The following is a 17,458-nucleotide window of genomic DNA, read 5'->3' as shown; positions in this document are numbered from 1 at the left end:
CGGGTACTCTGGCCCGATGGATGTGGTGAGCGACGCCATCGCGGCCGTCCGGATCGGGCGGCCTTCCTCCAACCGAATCACGGTGAACGGGAGTTGGTGCGCGCGTTTCGCCCCGTACGACGGCGCGGGCTTCCACGTGGTGCTGGAGGGCAGCTGCTGGCTGCTGCCCGACGGGGGCGGCGCGCCCGTCTCCCTCGGCCCCGGCGACGCGGTGCTGCTGCCGCACGGGACGGGGCACGTGATCGCCGACTCACCTGCCGACGCGGCGACCTTGGCCCGCGCGGCGCCGTTCGACCTCCTGCCCGCGGGAGCGCTCCGGGGAAGCACCTCGCAGGATCCCGGCAGGGTGGAAATGCTGTGCGGCAAGTACCGGCTCGACCGCAGTCGCGTCCACCCGCTGATGCTGGAGCTGCCGAAGGTGGTCCATCTGCCGAACCGGGTCGGCGCACACCTCGAACTGCGGGCGGCGATCTCCCTGTTGGGCGGCGAACTGAGCGGCGAGCGGCGACCGGGAGCCTGCATGGCGGTGCCCAGCCTGCTCGATCTCCTGCTCGTCTACATGATCCGTTCCTGGATGGCCGAGGGCTCGGGCGGAACCTGGTCTGCGGTGCTGGGCGACCCGGTCGCGGCCGCCGCGCTGCGGGCGCTCCACTCGGATCCGGCCGCACCCTGGACCAACGACCGGCTGGCGGCGGAGGCGGGCGTCTCCCGGCCCACGCTGGCGCGCCGGTTCACCGCGCTGGTCGGCCGCCCGCCGATGGCGTACCTCACGTGGTGGCGACTGACGTACGGCGCCACCCTGCTCCGGGACACGCAGGACCCGCTGGCCTCGATCGCCCGCCGGGTCGGGTACGGCACGCCGTACGCCTTCTCCCATGCTTTCAGCCGGGAGTTCGGGACCACACCGGGCCGCTACCGGGCAGGGGCGGCGGAGGCTGCGTAGACGGCGGGGCGCCCGCGAGCGGCGGGGGCGGATCGCCGCCACCGCCGCTCGGGCTCTCCCTGGGCCGGCCGGCTCAGCGGCGGGCCGGGCACTGCTTCCAGGAGAAGTGGTACACGGTGCTGATGCTGCCGTCCGTGGAGTCGACGGCCATGTAGCTGGTCTTGGTCGTGTCGGAGGTGCCGACGTCCGCGCGCAGCTCGGTGTTGATGTTGAAGTTGCGCTGCTCGCCGCAGGGGGCGAAGACGAGGGCTTCGATGCCGGTGGTGTCGGTCACCTGCCAGTTGTCGTCGAGCGCGCCGTGGAACTGGTGGGTGCGGTTGGCGGTCTGGCTCATGCCCTGGAAGTAGTAGCTGGCCTTCTGGGTTCCGGTCGCTCCTTCCTCCAGCTTTCCGTAGCCCCGGTAGTCGACGTGGGACACCGCGTACGTGTACCCCTGCGGGACGTGTACGAGGAGGGAGAGCAGGCAGTTCTTGCGGCCCTCGGTGGCGGAGGCTCCCCCGCCGGCGGAGGCGATGTACTCGCTGTAGGTGACGGTGAAGGCCGAATTGTCGGGTGCCACGGCGACGGCGGCGCTGCCGGGGCGGCAGCCCGATCCGTTGACCGAGGCGACGTCGACGCCGATCCGGCCGGGAGGTGCGGCGGCGGCGGTGTCGGTGGCACCGGCCGAGGGGGAGAGCGTGACGAGACATCCGGTCACGGCGACGGCGGTCAGTGCGGTGCGAGCGGTGCGAAGTGACTTGATCACACCGCCATGGATAGCCACCGCGGGTGGTCGCCGGGCCGCACCGGGTGCGCCGCCTCACCCGGTCGGACGGCCCGGTTCACCGAAGAAACGATTCAGCAGGCCCGGGATGACGGCCGAACGGCCCACGCCACCCACCTTCACCCACCCCCACCCGCGTCATTCCGCACCAATAGTTCTATTTCTCATATTATGGACATCCCGCCGACGGAGGAGAGTCCATGCCCGGTCCGCTCGCACGGCGGTCCGCCGTGCTGTCCGCATGCGTGGCCGTCGCCGCCGCCCTCGCCTCAATCACCGCAGCAGCTCCACCCGCCTCCGCCGTGCCGGTCGGGCAGGTATCCCCGCCGAGCCACCACCAGCCGGACGACGGCGCGCTCCGGGCCGAGGCCGAGGCCGACGCCGACGAGGCCGCCGTCATCGGCGAGGAGCACGCCCGGGCGCACGCGCAGCGGCGGAGCGCGCTCAAGGGCCCCGAGGAATACCCGCAGTCGAAGCGCACCGCGAGCCTGGCGGCCCTCAAGGCCTCGCAGCAGCAGGCCAATGCCGCGTTCACCGCGGCGCGGTCCGGGCGGTTCACGGAGTTCTTCCCCTCCCCCGACTTCGGTGTCCACACCGCGCTGCTGCCGACCGGCAAGGTGCTGCTCTTCTCCTTCGAGCGCGTGGAGGTCGACCCCACCAAGGAGACCGGCCCCACCGACCGCATCGGCCGGACGAACGCGGGCCGCGCCTTCCTGTGGGACCCGTCCCGCGGCACCGGGGCGCGGGCGTTCAAGAAGGTGGAGCCCCCGACCGTCCTGATGCCCGACGGTACGTACACGCCCCGCCCGGCCCCGTTCTTCTGCGCGGGCCACGCCTTCCTGCCCAACGGGATGGTCGGGGTGTTCGGCGGCAACAACGGCGGCAAGGGCGGCAGCGGCGCCAAACTGTCCTTCGTGTTCGACCCGTGGACCGAGACCTGGTTCCGCAACCAGGACATGTCCGTCGGCCGCTGGTACCCCTCGGTCGTGACGGGCGCGGACGGGCGCCAGATCATCATGTCCGGCCAGTCCGAGCGGGGTACGGGCACGCCCACGCCGGTCGTGGAGCGCTTCCCCGCGCTGCGCCATCCCGTGCCCTGGCGGACGTACGACATCCCGGTCGGCCTGGCCGCCGAGCGGCTCCGGGCGGACGCCCCGTTCCGCAACGACTATCCGCACCTGTTCTCGCTGCGCGACGGCATGGTCTACGGCCTGGGCCGGGACGCCGATCAGCAGTGGCTGTTCGACCCGGTCAAGGAGACCCGGACCGATCTGCCCCGGCGGCCCGCCGACTTCCGCGGCTACGGGTCGGCCGTGCCGCTCCCGGCCGGGTTCCGCGGCCCCGACTCGGTGCTGGTGCTCGGCGGCGATCCGCACGATCCGAACACCTACCGGTTGTCCGGCGGGCGGTGGACCACGGAGCAGCCGCGGGCCTTCGGTCGGACCCAGGACGACACGCTGATCCTGCCGGACGGGACGCTGCTCACGGTCAACGGAGCCCTGGACACCCGGGACTACGGGCACGGGCCCTTCAATCCGCAGGCCGATCTCAAGTACCGGCAGATCGAACTTCGCGATGCGCAGGGCCGCTGGGGGCCGGGGCCGGTACAGCGGCTGCCCCGCGGCTACCACTCCAATGCCCTGGTGCTGCCGGACGGCCGGATGATGGTGACCGGCGACGAGCTCCAGCAGATCGCCAACGACCCCGACATCGGGGACGAGATGGACGGCAGCATCGAGCTCTACGAGCCCGCGTACCTGCACCGGGGCGGTCGGCCGGCGCTGGACCGGGTGCCCGGGGGCGAACTGGGCTACGGGGCCGGCTTCGAGGTGCGCAGTTCCACCGCCGCCCGGGTCACGCGCGCCGTACTCCTGGCGCCGACGACGGTCACCCATGCGGTGAACACCAGTCAGCGCCATCTGGAACTGACGGTCACGGGCGTACGGGGCACCGCGATCGGGCTGCGGACGCCGCCGAGCGCGGCCGACGCCCCGCCCGGGTACTACATGCTGTTCCTGCTCGACGCCAAAGGGGTCCCGAGCACGGCGAAGTGGGTCAAGCTCGGCGGCCGCCGGTAGCAGGGGCGGACGCGGACCTCAGGGCCCGGGCGGCGACTCGAACCGGGCCAGCCAGGCGGTGAGCAGGGTTTCCAGTTGTGCGGCCTGCTGCGGGGTCAGGTCTTCGAGCAGGCTCCGTTCGTTCTCCATGTGCTCGGTGAACGCCCGGTCGATCAGCTCGCACCCGGCCGGGGTGAGGGCGACCACGCGCCCCCGGCCGTCGGCGGCGCAGCGGCGGCGCGCGACGAGGCCGTCCCGTTCGAGCCGGTCGATCCGCTTGGTCATGGCGCCCGTGGTCACCATGGTGTGCACCGCCAGCTCGCCGGGGGCGCGTTCGTAGGGCGTGCCCGCGCGGCGCAGGGCTGCCAGTACGTCGAACTCCCCCTCGCTCAGGCCGTAGCGGCGGTAGACGAGGGTCAGGCGGTCCGTCAGGAGCAGCCCGAGGCGGTGCAGCCGCCCGATCACGCCCTGTGGGGCGACGTCGACGTCCGGACGCTCGCGGGCCCACTCGGCCTGGATGCGGGCGACGTGGTCGGGGGGCGTTCCCGCGCGGGTGTGCACATGCGTTCCATCGGCTTCTCGGCTCACCCCGCCAGTATAGCTTCCATGGAAGGTATTATGTCTTCCATGGAAGCCAATCTTCGGTGGTCGCTGGTGACGGCGGTCGCGCCGATCGCGTGGGGCACGAACTACTACGTCACCCGGGAGTTCCTGCCCGCCGGCCACCCGCTGTACGGAGGGGCCTTCCGGGCCCTGCCCGCAGGCGTCCTGCTCCTGGCCGCCTGCCGGAAGGCGCCCCGCGGGTCCTGGTGGTGGAAGTCCCTGCTGCTTGGCTTCCTCAACATGGGCGGCTTCTTCGCACTGGTCTACGTCGCCGCGCAGCGGCTGCCGACGAGCGCCGCCTCGACCGTGATGGCCACCGCCCCGCTGGCGATGATGCTGTTCGCCTGGGCGCTGATCGCCGAGCGGCCGGGACCCCGACAGTTGACCGGCGCCGGACTCGGCGTGGCCGGGGTCTCCTCGATGCTCCTCACCGGGGCCGTCCCGATGGACACCCTGGGCGTGCTGGCTTCCGTGGCCGCCGTGGCGATGTCCTCGCTCGGCTACGTCCTCGCCAAGCGGTGGAGCGCGGACGTGGAGGTGCTCGCTTCGACGGCGTGGCAGCTGCTCGGCGGCGGCCTCATGCTGCTGCCGTTCGCCGTCGCCATCGAGGGACCGCCCCCGGACCTCGACGTCCGCGCACTGCTGGCGTTCGGCTACGTCACGGTCGTCGCGACGGCGCTGGCCTTCGCCGCCTGGTTCGCGGGGCTGCGGCGGCTGCCGGCCGCGAACGTCGGCCTACTGGGGCTGCTGAACCCGGTCACGGGCGTCCTGTTGGGCACGGCGATCGCCGGAGAGTCACTCACATTGCGACAGATCTGCGGACTCCTGCTGACCCTGACGGGCATCCTGCTGGGGCGGAGGGGAGGATTCCTCACCGCTCGTAACGAGGGGAATTCGGCAGGTAGTAATTAGGTGAATCCCTGACTGAATTACCGTCAACAAGGGTTCGCCCCATATCTCGATTTGGTAACGAGATCTTCGATGTGGCCTGGACCATTAGCGGCCTACGCGCGTAACGGGCTTGATTTTCAAGCAAATTGACTGTTCATCAAATCTAACCAGCAGGTAACAGTCTGATATCTCGGACGCCATTCCAGTTTGTCCGAATTCTCCACGGCGCCCGTCTGGCAGGCTGCGGCGCACCCACTCCTCCGACCAAGGATTTGAGGTGCGCATGACTAGACATCGCAGGAAGCAGCGCGAACACCGACGCAAGCCGCGCCGGTTGATACTCCTCACCGCCGCCATGGCCACGGCGGCGGTGATAGCGGGCGGACTCGCCTACTCCGGGCTCGGCGACAACGCCCAAGCGGGGACCGCCGAGGCCGAAGCGGCAGCAGAAACCGTCGTACAGGCCGCCGCCGCACCGGCCCATGACGCGGAGCCGGCGCCCATCGTGGGCGAACCCGCCAACGAGACCGCCAAGGGCATGGTCTTCGACGGGCTCAAGGCCGCGCCGAAGGGCGACCGTTGCGTCGGCGTCTACCGCACGGAGGCCGGTCTCTGCACCCACGGCCCCGACGCCCCGCCGAAGGACGTGGACATCAAGGCCGATGTCGCGCCCGTCGTGAAGACGAAGGCCGCGGCCGCCGACCCGGCGAAGCCCGAGGCCGGCGACGCGGCCGCAGCGGCGGAAGGCAGCGGGCGTCCTCAGGACGCGCCCGCCGCCGACGCCCAGTCCGCCAAGGCAGCGCCCTCCGCGGCGCCGAAGCCCGCCGCGTCCGGCGGCAACCAGGCCGTCGCCGCCGGCCCGGCCGGCCAGACCGTCCAGTGCGACGGCGACGGCAGCAGCGGCAACCGCGTCCAGGTCGTGTACGTCCACGGCTCCGACCGCGACCGCTACTCCGAGTACTTCGCCTCGTTCCGCAAGTGGGCGGCCGACGCCGACCTCATCTACTCGACGAGCGCCCAGGAGACCGGCGGCATCCGCCACATCCGCTTCGTGACGGCCGCGGACTGCACGCCGACCGTGCTCAACATCGAGCTCCCCGCCTCCGCGCTCTCCGAGTTCAGCGCCACCAACAACGCGCTCGCCGACAAGGGCCTCAACCGGCGCGACCGCAAGTACATGATCTTCTCCGACACCCAGGTCTACTGCGGCATCGGCACCTTCGCGGGCGACGAGCGCCCCGGCCAGGACAACCAGAGCAACTTCGGCCCCTCCTACGGCCGTACGGACTCCGGCTGCTGGGGCGGCCACACCGCGGCGCACGAACTCGGCCACAACCTCGGCGCGGTCAACAACAGCGCCCCCAACACCAGCCGCGGCGCCCACTGCACGGACGAGTGGGACGTCATGTGCTACTCGGACACCCCGTACTACCCGCAGATGCGCAACGTGTGCACCAACCAGGCAGCCGAGAACATCCTGGACTGCAACCACGACGACTACTTCCACACCAACCCCAAGGCCGGAAGCTACCTGGCCACGCACTGGAACATCGCCGACAACCAGTTCCTGATGAAGGGCAAGGGCGGCAACCCGAACCCCGACCCCAACCCGCAGCCCACGCCGAAGCCCACCCCGACGCCGACCAAGAAGCCCACGGGCGGACCCAAGGTGACGGCGGCTCAGATCCAGTCGAACTCCGTCGTGGTGAGCTGGCCGAAGGTCGACGGCGCCGCCTGGTACCAGGTCCTCCTGAACGGCAAGCACCTGACCTGGGTCCAGTCCCAGGCCCTGCGCATCTACAACCTCCAGCCGGGCACCGAGTACAAGGTCGCCGTCTCGGTCCGCGACGGCTCCGGCCGTGACAGCGGAGCGGGCCCGACCGTCACGTTCCGCACGACCGGCGCCGGCGGCACCACCACCCCCGGCACCCGCTACACGCTCGGCAACGGCAGCACCGGCATGGCCGCCGAGGTGTGGGGCGGCCGCAGCGCCGACGGCACCGTGCTGGTCGGAGGCCGTGCCAACGGCTACGCCCAGCAGCAGTGGCTCTTCGACGACGCGGGCGGCGGGCTCGTCCGCATCAAGTCCGCGGTCTCCGGCAAGTGCCTCCAGACGGGCGGCGCCCCTGCCGCAGGGATGTGGATCGCGCAGCAGCCGTGCGGCAACAGCTCCGCGCAGCAGTGGAAGCTGTCGGCCCGCGGCGGCGGCATGACCGTCACCGACGGCAGCGGCAACTACGCCCTGACCGTGAGCAGCCGCCCGTACTACGGCGACTGGCTGCTCGACCTCCAGCGCGCGGACGGCCGCGCGACCCAGGTGTGGACGGTCCAGAAGGCCGGCTGACCTGCCCGAGCCCGACCCGCCTTCCGCCGGTGGACGGCCGCCCCGCGCGGCCGTCCACCGGCCCCCTCATCTCCCGCACCACAGCACATCGCATCCCACCGCACCAGGAGCACCCAACGATGCGTACACGACGACACGCCCTCCCCGTCCGCACCGGACTCGGCTTCCTGTTCCTGTTCCTCGCCCAGGCCCTGGCCGTCCCCACAGCCGCCCACGCCCACGGCGACACCGTGAAGGTCGTGGTCACCGGGCAGCGGGAAGGCCACGTCACCACCGAGATCACCTGGGAGAACGACGGGGACGCCATCGAGGAGGCGGTTGCCGCCACGGTGAACTCGGCCAGCCCCGACGGCTCCCGCACGATGGGGCCCTGGCGGTTGGTCCGCGACGCCGGGACGCGCACCGGCTGGAGCACGGCCGAGGTGCTGCCGCCCGGCACCTGGAAGGTCACCGTCGACGTGGGGTTCCCGTCCCTCGGGCACGGTGAGAAGGAGATCGCCGTTCCGGTGGTCGACCCTGCGCCGTCCGCCGCCACGCCGAGCGCGGCCGCCCCGGGCGGGCCGTCCGCCGCACCGGGTGCGTCGGGCGCACCGGTGTCGTCCGCGTCGCCGGCTCCCGCGCAGGCGCAGGGCCCGTCGCCCGCGAGCGAGCCGTCCGCGGCTCCGGCCGGCGAGGACGACGACCGCACCATGTGGTGGACCACGGCGGGTGTGGTCGTGATCGCCCTGGCCGGCGCCGCCGCCGGTGTGCTGCTGCGCCGCGCCCGGGCCCGCAGGCGCTGACCCCGCAGGGGCGGGTGGCGCGGTGGCCGGAGCCGTCGGTGGGACCTGACAACCAAACGGGCGCGCGTTGACAGTGGAATTCGCCGTGCCGTTCATTCGGTACATGGACATCACCACCGCCGCCGTGCGCTCCACCACCCGCGTCGTCCGCCCCTTCCACACCTTCGAGGGCGAGGGCTTTCCGGTCCGCCGTCCCTTTCCGCAGCCGGAACTTCCCCTGGTCGACCCGTTCCTGATGGTCGACCAGGTAGGCCCCCACGTACTCGGCCCCGGCGAGGCCAAGGGTGCGCCGCCGCACCCGCACCGCGGGTTCGAGACCATCCAGTACGTCATCGAAGGCGCGATGGAGGACATCGACTCCGAGGGGCACAAGCGCGTCATGAACCCCGGTGAGGTGCAGTGGCTCACCGCCGGATCGGGGCTCGTCCACCTCGCCCGTCCCACCCCCGAACTGCTCGCCGACGGCGGTCCGCAGCACCTGCTCCAGATCTGGGTGAACCTGCCGGCCCGGCTCAAGGCGACGCCGCCGCGCGTCCAGTACGGCTCGGCCCCCGGCGACATCCCCACGGTGGTCGCCGAGGACGGCGGCGCCGAGCTCACCGTGATCACGGGCAGCACGCACGGGGTACGCGGACCGTTCGAGACGCACACCCCGGTGCTCGTCGTGCACGCCCGCCTCGCGGCCGGCGGCCGCGCCGAGTTCACCGTCCCGGCCGGGCACAACGTCATGCTGTACGTGCTGTCCGGGACCGCCGCCACCCCCGACGCCCAGCTCCCCGACGGGCACCTCGCGATCCTCGGCCGCGACGCGGAACGGTTCGCGGTCGAGGCCCCCGGCGACGCGGCCGAGGTGCTGGTCCTGGCCGGCGAGCCGATCGGCGAGCCCGTGGCGCGCAGCGGCCCGTTCGTCATGAACACCGCCGCCGAGATCCGCCAGGCCCAGGTCGACTACCAGCGCGGGCTGATGGGCCACATCGACATCTGAGACGGGTTGCCGCGGCAGGGCCGCCCCTGGCCCGGGGCGGCCCTGCCGTGTTCAGCAGCTCGCGGTCATCGGCACTGGCCTGAGCGCGGGCCTTCCACCGTGTTGCCGCTCTGCCGCGGGGCGGGGAGGTTGGCGTCGCAGCGCAGCGGACCGACGACCGTGTCGGCCGAGATCTCGACGCCTCCGGTGTTGCCGTTCACGCTCACCGGGCCGCGGACCGTGTTACCCGGGCAGCCGGTGGCGGCGTCGTCAGAGCCGATCAGCACGGAACCGCTGGTGCGGCTGACGGTGACCGGGCCGGTGAGCTGCGATCCGCAGACCGCGACGGCGAGCGCGCCGTCGCTGGAGACGGGACCGGTGACCTCGGCTCCGGTCACGGCCAGCGCACCGCCGGAGCGGACCGTCAACGGGCCGGTCTGGCTGCCGCCGGGTGCGATGCAGAGCGACTCGCCGGAGGCCACGGTCAGCGGTCCTTGGTGGGCCGTCGTGATGCACGGGCGGCTGAACCCGACGGTGATGTCGGTGGCTCCCGCCACGGCGCTCGGCATGAAGGCCTGGTCACCGCTGTAGGCGGCGGTGACCGAATGGGCGCCGGGGCGCAGGGAGTCGGTCTTGAACTCGGCCAGGCCGTCGGTCAGCGGCACCGTCGCCAGCTGCTTCGGCCCGTCGGAGAAGGTGACCGTGCCGTGCGGGGGTCCGGCGGCGGGGTTCGCCGTGGCGACAGCCGCGGTGAGCGTGACCGCATGCCCGAACAGCGGGGTGGCCGTGTCCGCGGTGAGCGAGAGCGTGGTCCCGTACCGGAAGGACACGACGGCCTTGCCGTTGCCGTGGTTCACGCCCTGCAGGAGGGAGACGCCGGTCGCAGAGGGCACCGCGAAGCCGCTGCCCCCGCCGCCGCCGGCGCCGTAGAGGTTCCCGATCCTCCCGCCGCCCGAGCCGCCGGCTCCGGCGAAGTAGCCGCCGCCACCACCGCCGCCCCCGTTGCCGCCCTGTCCGCCGTTGCCGCCCGGGCCGCCGCTCCCGGGATTGGGCAGGCCGGTGTTGGGGTCGATGTCGCTGCCGGCGATGCCCGGGCCGCCCTGGGCGGAGTTGGGGCTGCCGACGCCGTGGGCGCTCTGCGTGCCACCGCCGCCGGAGACGCCGGAGCCGACGGGACCGCCGCCCTCGCCGCCGCGCTCCCCTTCGAGGCCGCCGCCGTTGCCACCGTGCAGCAGGGGGCCGCCGTTGCCCGCGCCCCCGCCGCCGCCCGCGACCAGGATCCGGTCCGCCGCGCCGAAGGCGCCGACCCGTACGTCGGAACCACCGCCGCCGGAACCACCGCCGCCGTGCGCGCCACCGCCGCCGGCGCCGTGTCCGGTGCCGCCGGGCCGGGCGTACTCGCCGTGCCGGGACGTGCCGGAGCTTCCGACGGCGCCCACGGTGATCTGGATGCTCTGTCGGGGGCTCACGGTGAGGGTGGCGCGGGTCTCGCCGCCGAGTCCGCCGGGGGATCCGTCGTTGCGCGGGCTCGGGTCGACGAACCCGGCCGCACTGCCGCCTTCGGCGCCGAACAGGTCGACGCCGATCGCGCCGACGCCGTCCGGCACCGTGAAGGTGTCCGTCCCGGCGGTGGCGTACGTACACGTGGGCGGGGAGGCGGTGAAGATCCCGCCGGCGCCACAGGGCGAGGGTACGGCCGCCGGGTCAGCGGCGGCTAGGGGTGCGAGGACGGCGGCGAGCAGGCCGGTCGCGCTGAGCACGATCGCCGTCTTCGATGTCGAGGTGCGCGTCCGAGGGACGGCGCGCAGGGTGGAGCGAGGGGTCGAACGGCGGTTCATGGGAAGTGACGCTGCCTCTCCGGACCCTTTGAAGGGTGACCGAGGTGGGTTGGGGTGACCGGTGGGCGGGCGCGGTCCGTGCCGCGCCTGCCCACCGGCAGGAGTCAGGAGCCGTGTCAGACGCCGTCGTTGACGCAGAGGGCCCAGGCGTCGGAGTAGGTGCTCGGCGAGCTGCTTCCCCCGGTGTGGGTGAACGCGGACCAGTAGGCCGCGGTGGTGGTCCCGTCACTGACGGGCGTGCCGCCGGAGTTGCTGGGGTAGCTGCCGTTGAGGTGGTCGCCGACGGAACCCGGGCCGGTGAAGTTGGTGGTCGTCACGCTGCCGCCGCTGATGGCTGCGCCCCCGCTGACCAGCTTGCCGTCGTTCTGGCCGCAGCCGACCGTCAGCGTCTGTCCGGCGGTGGCCGAGGTCGGGCCGCTCACCTCGCTGAAGCGCACCTTCACGGTGGCGCCGCTGATGTCGATGTTGTTGCCGCTGCAGATGGCGTACGCGTAGGTGGTGTTGCCGCTGTCGCCTCCGCCGCCGTTCCAGCCGACCGCGGCCCAGGAGTCGGGGTTGGTCTCACCGTCGGCCGCTGCCTTCTGGCCGAAGGCGTGTCCGGAGTCGTTGAAGGTCGGGAAACTGGCGATCGGCTTCAGGCTGCCGACGCTGGCAGGAGTGATCCGGGCACCGCCGCCGAGCAGTCGCGTGTTGGCCGGGCAGGTCGCGACGACCAGGCCCACCGTCCCGCTGCCGGTGGGTCCGGCGATCTTGTTCATGACCACTTGGGTGTGGTTGATCAGGTTGCTCGTGAAGCACATCGCGTACGGGGTGCTGGAGAAGGAGGCGTTGACCGCCCCGCCGCTGCCGCCGATGCCGAGCCAGTGGGTCACGTCCGTGCCGACGACGCCGGTCGAACCGGTGTACTCGGTGCTGCCGTCAGGGCTCGGCGAGGTGCCGTTGATCTTGTTGCCGTTCGATGAAGTACCGGTTCCGATGGCCTGGTTGATCCCGCCTCCGGAGATCAGGCCGCTGCTGCAGTCCGCGTGGGTGGATATCTCGGAGAAGGTCGTCCCGGGCCCGGAGGTGGCCCCGGGGGTCTTCACGGTGACGCTCACGGTGTTGGCGTATGCGGTGCCCGGCAGGGCCAGGGCCAGTACGGCACTCATGACCAGCGCCTTGCCTGCGACGTGACGTCGCAGAAGTCCCGTGTTCACTTGTGTTCTCCCCATCTCAATAGGCGACGAAGGCGGCATGGCTCGATATCCGGCCGCTGAGAACCGGACTGACGGGTTTGCTGGTTTCCACGACGGATGCGCCCCGGGGTGACGGGGGCGCCGACGTCGTCGGTGCGGAAGTGCCACGGCATCACAACTGCTGCCTGCTTCGCGGATGTACGCCGCTCAGGGGCAGATCAGGGGTGCGGATCGGCCATATCGCCACCCTCGTCTCGGAGTCGCGCATGCGGACTCTAACAGGGTTGCAGCGCCGCATCTACATAGGTTGCTGACCCGATGAACTAGCAGATGCGGAATCATGAGGTTCGCAGCCCGGCACATGGGGCGCGACCATCGGGGTGACCGTCGATGTGACCGTCCAGTAGCCCCGCGGGCGGGCGATGACCGCCCTCGTGCGGCATGCAGCACACCCGGGTCACGGCCGTACGACCTCCTCGCGGCAGCCAAGCGGAATGCCTTGCGCGATGACGGGCCGGGCCGTTGCGGCGTCTGCCGGGGCGCGCAGGAGCGCGGGACGGGCGCGCGCACCAGCGTTCACGCCGGGCGCGGCCCGTTCGCGACGCACGCCGACCGGCTCAACGAGGACCGCGCGCATCGCCCGGGGCGGCGGCGGCCGCCCCGCCCGCGACACTCGGGTTTTCGACGCGATCTCGGGGGACGGCGGCAGACGTACGGGGCGGGGAGCGGGAGGCGGCTGCGGCGGGCGAGGGCAGCGGGCGTCGCCGTCGGCGCAGCCGCACTGCTCGCGGGTACGGCCGGATGCAGTGGTTCCGGGAAGCCGGCCTGTGCAGCGCCGACCGGGAGCGCCGCCGCGAGCCCGAGCGGTACGCCGGGGCCGGGCATGGAGCGGCTCAAGGCGCTGGGCGTCGCGGAGGGCGAGGAGTTGGGCCCGTACGAGGTCCGGGAGCCGCTTCTCGACGAGCCCATGAGCGAGCTCTACGAAGCGCGGCCCGCGGTCTGCGGCCCGCTGACGAATGTCGGCACGGCGGGTCACACCGCCCGGGCCTACGCCAGGGTGAGCGTCCCGGGCGAGCTCCAGGCGGTGGGCACCGAGATCGTGCTGCGCACGTACCGGGACGCCGGCGCCGCGGCCGCCGCCGTGGAGTCGCTGGCAGACGCGGGCCGACCGGCGCGCGGGCGGCTGTGCCGAGGAGCGTGCACTCGCCGGGGCGGAGGTCCTCGGGGTGGAGCCGGTCCGGGCTCCGGCACTGGGCTACGAGGCGCGCGTACCGGATCGGGACGCAGGACGTGAATGACCGGGGCATCGCGCTCCACCAGTACCTGACGCTGGTCCGCTCGGGGTCCGTCACGCTCGCGTTCCGGTCGGACGCCATCGACACCGAGGACTTCGGCGGGGTGCCGCAGGAGATCGTCACCGGGCAGTGGGAGAAGTTCGCGACGGGCTTGGCGGCTCCGCACCCGTCTCCGCCTTCGGCCCCGGCCCCGGCCCCGGCCCCGGCTTCGTAGGACCGGCCGCTACCCCTCGCCCCCGGGGAACCCGTAGTTGTGCACGGGGAACACCGCGGGGCGGGCGGCGGGGGCCTCCCATCCTTGCTCCTGCACGACGGGCATCAGCTTCTCGGAGAACGCGTCCATGTGCTGCTCGCTCTCCCAGACGTCGTAGATGTCCAGACCGGCGGGGGTCGCGACGCAGACGTGGGAGATGCAGCCGTCGAAAATTCCAGGGATGTCCCGGAGTTTCGCATGGAGGGCGTCGTACTGGTCGGCCGTGATGCCCGGTACAGCAGCGTGCATCAGGATCGCCATGACAGGTCACTCCTCGCGTGCCGGGGTCGGGCCCCCGCCGCCCGGTGGCGGTCCCGCCCATGAACAGGACAGCACGCATGCGAAGGGACGGCATCCGCGAACGGCGCCGTCCCTTCGAAGTGCCGGGTCAGACCGTCTCGGCCGGCTCCGGCTCCGTCACCTTCGCGGCGGCGGGAACGCTCGCCTCGACGGTGCGCGGTCCGTGCGCTCCGCGCAGGCCGACCCAGCTGATCACCGCGACCAGGGCGAAGGCGACGGCCCCGATCCAGAAGGTGAGGGTGAACCCGGACTCGGCGGGCAGCGCCGGGACGCCGGCGGGCAGGTGCTCGATGGTCTTCGACGCCAGGATCGTGGTGACGATGGCGCTGCCGATCGCGCTGCCGGTGGAGCGGGAGATCGAGTTGATGCCGTTGGCGATGCCGCTCTGGTGGTGCGGGACGCTCGCCATGATGACGGCGGGCATGGCCGCGTAGCCGAAGCTGACGGCCGCACCGACGATGAGGCCGGCGCCGATCACCGAGAAGGTGTGGCCGTGGTCGAGCGCGAGCCAGCCGAAGCCGACGGCGCCGAGCGCGGCGGCGAGGCCGAGGGCCACGCGCGGGCCGCGGTGGCGAACCAGCTGGCCGCCGACGGGCGAGGCGAGCAGCGAGACGATCGCGCCGGGCAGCAGGAACTGGACGGAGGCGCGCAGGATGGAGGCGTCGAAGCCGTAGCCGGTGAGCTTCTGCGGCATCTGGACGAGGTACGAGACGCCCAGGAAGTTCGCGAACATGCCGAAGCCGACGAGGATGCCGGCCAGGTTGGCCATGAGCACCGGGCGGTGGACGAACATCTTCATGTCGACGAGCGGTTCGCTCACCTTGCGCTCGACCAGCACCCAGACGGCGGCCATCACGGCGGCGCCGGCGAAGCTGCCCAGCGTGCGGCCGGAGGTCCAGCCCCACTCGTGGCCCTGCGAGATGGGCAGCAGGAGGAGCAGCAGGGCGATGCCGAGGGTCAGCGCGCCGAGGAAGTCGGTGCGGCCGCCGGTCTTGTGCCGAGTGGCGGGGACCAGGAAGGCGACGGCGAGCAGGGCGAGGGTCGCGAAGCCGGTCGCCATCCAGAAGGCGTTGCGGTAGTCGGCGCCGGAGCCGGACGTGAGCAGGCCGGTGGCGACGAGCGCCAGGCCGCTGCCGAAGGCGAGGGTGCCGCTGACCAGTGCCATCGCGCCGGGGAGCTTCTGCGGGCGGACTTCCTCGCGCAGCACCGAGAGAGCGAGCGGGAAGATCGCGGTGGCGGCGCCCTGGAGGACGCGGCCCAGGATCAGCAGCGGCAGCGAGGTCGCGAGGGCGGCGATGACGGAGCCGGCGACCATGACGCCGAGGACGGCCACCAGCGTGGGCTTCTTGCCGTGCTGGTCGCCGAAGCGGCCGAGCAGCGGGGTGAAGACGGCGGCGGACAGCAGCGTGGCGGTGGTCACCCAGCTCACGTTGGCGGTCGAGGTGCCCAGGTCGGTGCGGATGAGGCCCAGGATCGGGACCGGCAGGGTCTGCATCATCGACACGACCATGGCGGCAAGGCTCAGGGCGAAGACGATGACCGTCTCGTTCCTGTCCTTGGCCTCGGCGGGAGTGGGGGCGGCGGTGCTCATGGCTGGCAGGACCTTCTTAGTGCTTCAGATCGCAGATGTTTGATGTCATCAAGTAACTCCGTAGACGGTAGACGTCAATAGTTAAAGTGGTCAAGTAAACAATTGATAATGTCAACCAACCTGAGTACGCTTCGAAGCATGAGCGCGACCACCCCCCACACCCCCACCAAGCTCCAGCTGCTGGAGCTGCTCGCCGCCATCGGAACCGCGCAGTGGCGCGATTTCGCGGCTGCGGCGGCCCACTACGGCCTCACCTCCACCCAGGCCCGGGTCCTCGCCCAGCTCAACGGCCCGCTCCCGATGCGCGGCCTCGCCACCCTCCTGGTGTGTGATGCATCGAACGTCACCGGGATCGTGGACCGTCTGGAAGCCCGTGAGCTGGTGCGCCGCGAGCCCGACCCCGCGGACCGCCGCGTCAAGAACGTCGTCGCGACCGAGGCCGGCCGCGAGACCATCCGGCGCGTGCGCGAGGAGATGCAGGCCACGCACGGCGCGCTCGACACCCTCGATGCGACCGAGAGCGCGACGCTCTACGCCCTGCTGGAGCGGCTGCGCCCGACCATGGAGAAGGACGCCTGAGGCACCGGGCGCGGGCGGCGGCCCTCAGGCCGCCCGCAGCACTGCCGCCGCCCTCTCGGGCGCGATGTCGTTGATGAACTGACCCATCCCGGACTCGGTTCCGGCCGGGTACTTGAGCTTGTCGGCGGCCCGCCGGGTGGTGAACAGCTCCAGGTGGAGGGCGTAGAGCTCCCGGCCGGTGCGCACGGGGGCCTGGTGCCATGCCGAGATGTACGGGGCCGGCGTGGGGAAGAGCCGGTCGAAGCGGCCGAGCAGATCCAGGTGGAGGACGGCCAGTTCCTCCCGCTCGGGTTCCGTCAGGGCGGGCAGGTCGGGGACGCGCCGGTGCGGGTAGAGGTGTACCTCGTACGGCCAGCGCGCGGCCTCCGGTACGAACGCGCTCCAGTGCTCCCCCGCGACCACGACCCGGCGGCCGTCGGCCAGGGCCTCGTCGCGGACCTCGTCGAAGAGGTTGCGGCCGGTGGCCCGGTGGTGGCGGGAGACGGTGTCCAGCATGCGCCGGGTGCGCGGGGTGAGGACGGGCAGCGCGTAGACCTGCCCGTGCGGGTGGGTGAGCGTCACGCCGATCTCGGGGCCCCGGTTCTCGAAGCAGTACACCTGCTCCACGCCCGGGACTCCGGCGAGCTCGGCGGTGCGGTCGGCCAGGGCCGCGAGGACGGTACGGACCTGGGCCGGGCCGAGGTCGGCGTACGAGACCTCGTGGTCGGGACTGAAACAGACGACTTCGCAGCGACCTCCCTGCGGTCCGGACAGGGCGGGGAACCGGTTCTCGAAGACGGCGACCTGGTAGTCGGGGGCCGGGATCTCGGTGGGCCGGCCCGGGGCCGACGGGCACAGCGGGCACTGGTCCGCGGGCGGCAGATGGGTGCGGCCCTGGCGGTGCGAGGCGATCACCACCCACTCGTCGAGCAGCCGGTCGTGGCGCCGCTCGGAGCGCGTCGCCGTGGGCGGCAGCCGGCGGGAGTCGGGGCGGTCGCGCACCGCCTCCCCCGCGGCGGGCCCGTCGTCGTAGTAGATCAGCGCCCGTCCGTCGGACAGGGTCGTACGGGTCTTCCTCACCACCGGCGCTCCTGCACGGGA

The 17,458-nt window shown here is 72.2% G+C and carries 16 protein-coding genes; 9 read left to right on the top strand and 7 right to left on the bottom strand.

The window, feature by feature from the left end; all coding sequences use genetic code 11:
• The first annotated feature begins 16 nt into the window (after positions 1–16).
• Complete coding sequence (locus tag OHA65_RS35255) at positions 17–943, top strand: AraC family transcriptional regulator (RefSeq protein WP_327280187.1); 927 nt, start codon at positions 17–19, stop codon at positions 941–943.
• A gap of 73 nt (positions 944–1,016) precedes the next feature.
• Here OHA65_RS35255 and OHA65_RS35250 read toward each other — a convergent pair whose 3' ends face one another.
• The gene (locus tag OHA65_RS35250; RefSeq protein ID WP_327280186.1) at positions 1,017–1,688 is read right to left on the bottom strand and encodes a DUF4360 domain-containing protein; all 672 of its coding nucleotides are present in this window, start codon (positions 1,686–1,688) and stop codon (positions 1,017–1,019) included.
• A gap of 218 nt (positions 1,689–1,906) precedes the next feature.
• On the opposite strand from OHA65_RS35250, the gene OHA65_RS35245 reads away from it, so the two are divergent.
• On the top strand, positions 1,907–3,784 hold the full coding sequence (locus tag OHA65_RS35245) for a galactose oxidase-like domain-containing protein (protein WP_327280185.1): 1,878 nt from the start codon (positions 1,907–1,909) through the stop codon (positions 3,782–3,784).
• 18 nt (positions 3,785–3,802) lie between these two features.
• Here OHA65_RS35245 and OHA65_RS35240 read toward each other — a convergent pair whose 3' ends face one another.
• A complete protein-coding gene (locus OHA65_RS35240; RefSeq protein WP_327280184.1) occupies positions 3,803–4,351 on the bottom strand; it encodes a MarR family transcriptional regulator in 549 nt (182 codons plus the stop codon).
• A 39-nt stretch (positions 4,352–4,390) separates the two neighbouring features.
• Here OHA65_RS35240 and OHA65_RS35235 point away from each other — a divergent pair, with 39 nt between their 5' ends.
• The 4 genes from OHA65_RS35235 (at position 4,391) to OHA65_RS35220 (ending at position 9,368) form a co-directional block, all read left to right on the top strand.
• Positions 4,391–5,278 carry an EamA family transporter gene (locus tag OHA65_RS35235; protein ID WP_327280183.1) on the top strand — a complete coding sequence of 296 codons (888 nt, stop codon included), beginning with the start codon at positions 4,391–4,393 and terminating at the stop codon, positions 5,276–5,278.
• Between the two features lie 262 nt (positions 5,279–5,540).
• Positions 5,541–7,601 (top strand): RICIN domain-containing protein, encoded by a 2,061-nt coding sequence (locus OHA65_RS35230; protein ID WP_327280182.1) that lies wholly within the window; start codon positions 5,541–5,543, stop codon positions 7,599–7,601.
• 119 nt (positions 7,602–7,720) lie between these two features.
• Complete coding sequence (locus OHA65_RS35225; protein WP_327280181.1) at positions 7,721–8,383, top strand: hypothetical protein; 663 nt, start codon at positions 7,721–7,723, stop codon at positions 8,381–8,383.
• A gap of 103 nt (positions 8,384–8,486) precedes the next feature.
• Entirely contained in the window at positions 8,487–9,368 is an 882-nt protein-coding gene (locus OHA65_RS35220) for a pirin family protein (RefSeq protein WP_328764689.1), read from the top strand.
• A gap of 65 nt (positions 9,369–9,433) precedes the next feature.
• Here OHA65_RS35220 and OHA65_RS35215 read toward each other — a convergent pair whose 3' ends face one another.
• Entirely contained in the window at positions 9,434–11,185 is a 1,752-nt protein-coding gene (locus OHA65_RS35215) for an Ig-like domain-containing protein (protein ID WP_405763254.1), read from the bottom strand.
• A gap of 116 nt (positions 11,186–11,301) precedes the next feature.
• The gene (locus OHA65_RS35210; protein ID WP_327280178.1) at positions 11,302–12,381 is read right to left on the bottom strand and encodes a hypothetical protein; all 1,080 of its coding nucleotides are present in this window, start codon (positions 12,379–12,381) and stop codon (positions 11,302–11,304) included.
• An 862-nt stretch (positions 12,382–13,243) separates the two neighbouring features.
• Here OHA65_RS35210 and OHA65_RS35205 point away from each other — a divergent pair.
• Together OHA65_RS35205 and OHA65_RS35200 are read left to right on the top strand one after the other, a co-directional pair.
• On the top strand, positions 13,244–13,654 hold the full coding sequence (locus tag OHA65_RS35205) for a hypothetical protein (protein ID WP_327280177.1): 411 nt from the start codon (positions 13,244–13,246) through the stop codon (positions 13,652–13,654).
• Complete coding sequence (locus tag OHA65_RS35200) at positions 13,651–13,869, top strand: hypothetical protein (protein ID WP_328764687.1); 219 nt, start codon at positions 13,651–13,653, stop codon at positions 13,867–13,869. Before OHA65_RS35205 ends, OHA65_RS35200 begins: the two co-directional genes overlap by 4 nt.
• Before the next feature lie 9 nt (positions 13,870–13,878).
• Here the strand turns inward: OHA65_RS35200 and OHA65_RS35195 are convergent, their stop codons facing one another.
• Both OHA65_RS35195 and OHA65_RS35190 read right to left on the bottom strand, forming a co-directional pair.
• The gene (locus OHA65_RS35195; RefSeq protein WP_327280175.1) at positions 13,879–14,169 is read right to left on the bottom strand and encodes a hypothetical protein; all 291 of its coding nucleotides are present in this window, start codon (positions 14,167–14,169) and stop codon (positions 13,879–13,881) included.
• Positions 14,170–14,296: 127 nt separating this feature from the next.
• Entirely contained in the window at positions 14,297–15,799 is a 1,503-nt protein-coding gene (locus OHA65_RS35190; RefSeq protein WP_405763249.1) for an MFS transporter, read from the bottom strand.
• 138 nt (positions 15,800–15,937) lie between these two features.
• Between OHA65_RS35190 and OHA65_RS35185 the strand changes: the two genes are divergently transcribed.
• Positions 15,938–16,378: a MarR family transcriptional regulator gene (locus OHA65_RS35185; RefSeq protein WP_328764685.1), complete on the top strand. Its 441-nt coding sequence runs from the start codon at positions 15,938–15,940 to the stop codon at positions 16,376–16,378.
• Positions 16,379–16,402: 24 nt separating this feature from the next.
• Here the strand turns inward: OHA65_RS35185 and galT are convergent, their stop codons facing one another.
• On the bottom strand, positions 16,403–17,437 hold the full coding sequence (gene galT, locus OHA65_RS35180; protein WP_328764684.1) for a galactose-1-phosphate uridylyltransferase: 1,035 nt from the start codon (positions 17,435–17,437) through the stop codon (positions 16,403–16,405).
• Between the last annotated feature and the right edge of the window lie 21 nt (positions 17,438–17,458).

Origin of the sequence: Streptomyces sp. NBC_00045 (genome assembly GCF_045041095.1) — a bacterium.
Taxonomy (GTDB): Bacteria; Actinomycetota; Actinomycetes; order Streptomycetales; family Streptomycetaceae; genus Streptomyces.
Note: the sequence above shows the minus strand (reverse complement) of the source record. Positions and strands in the feature narration are given on the sequence as shown.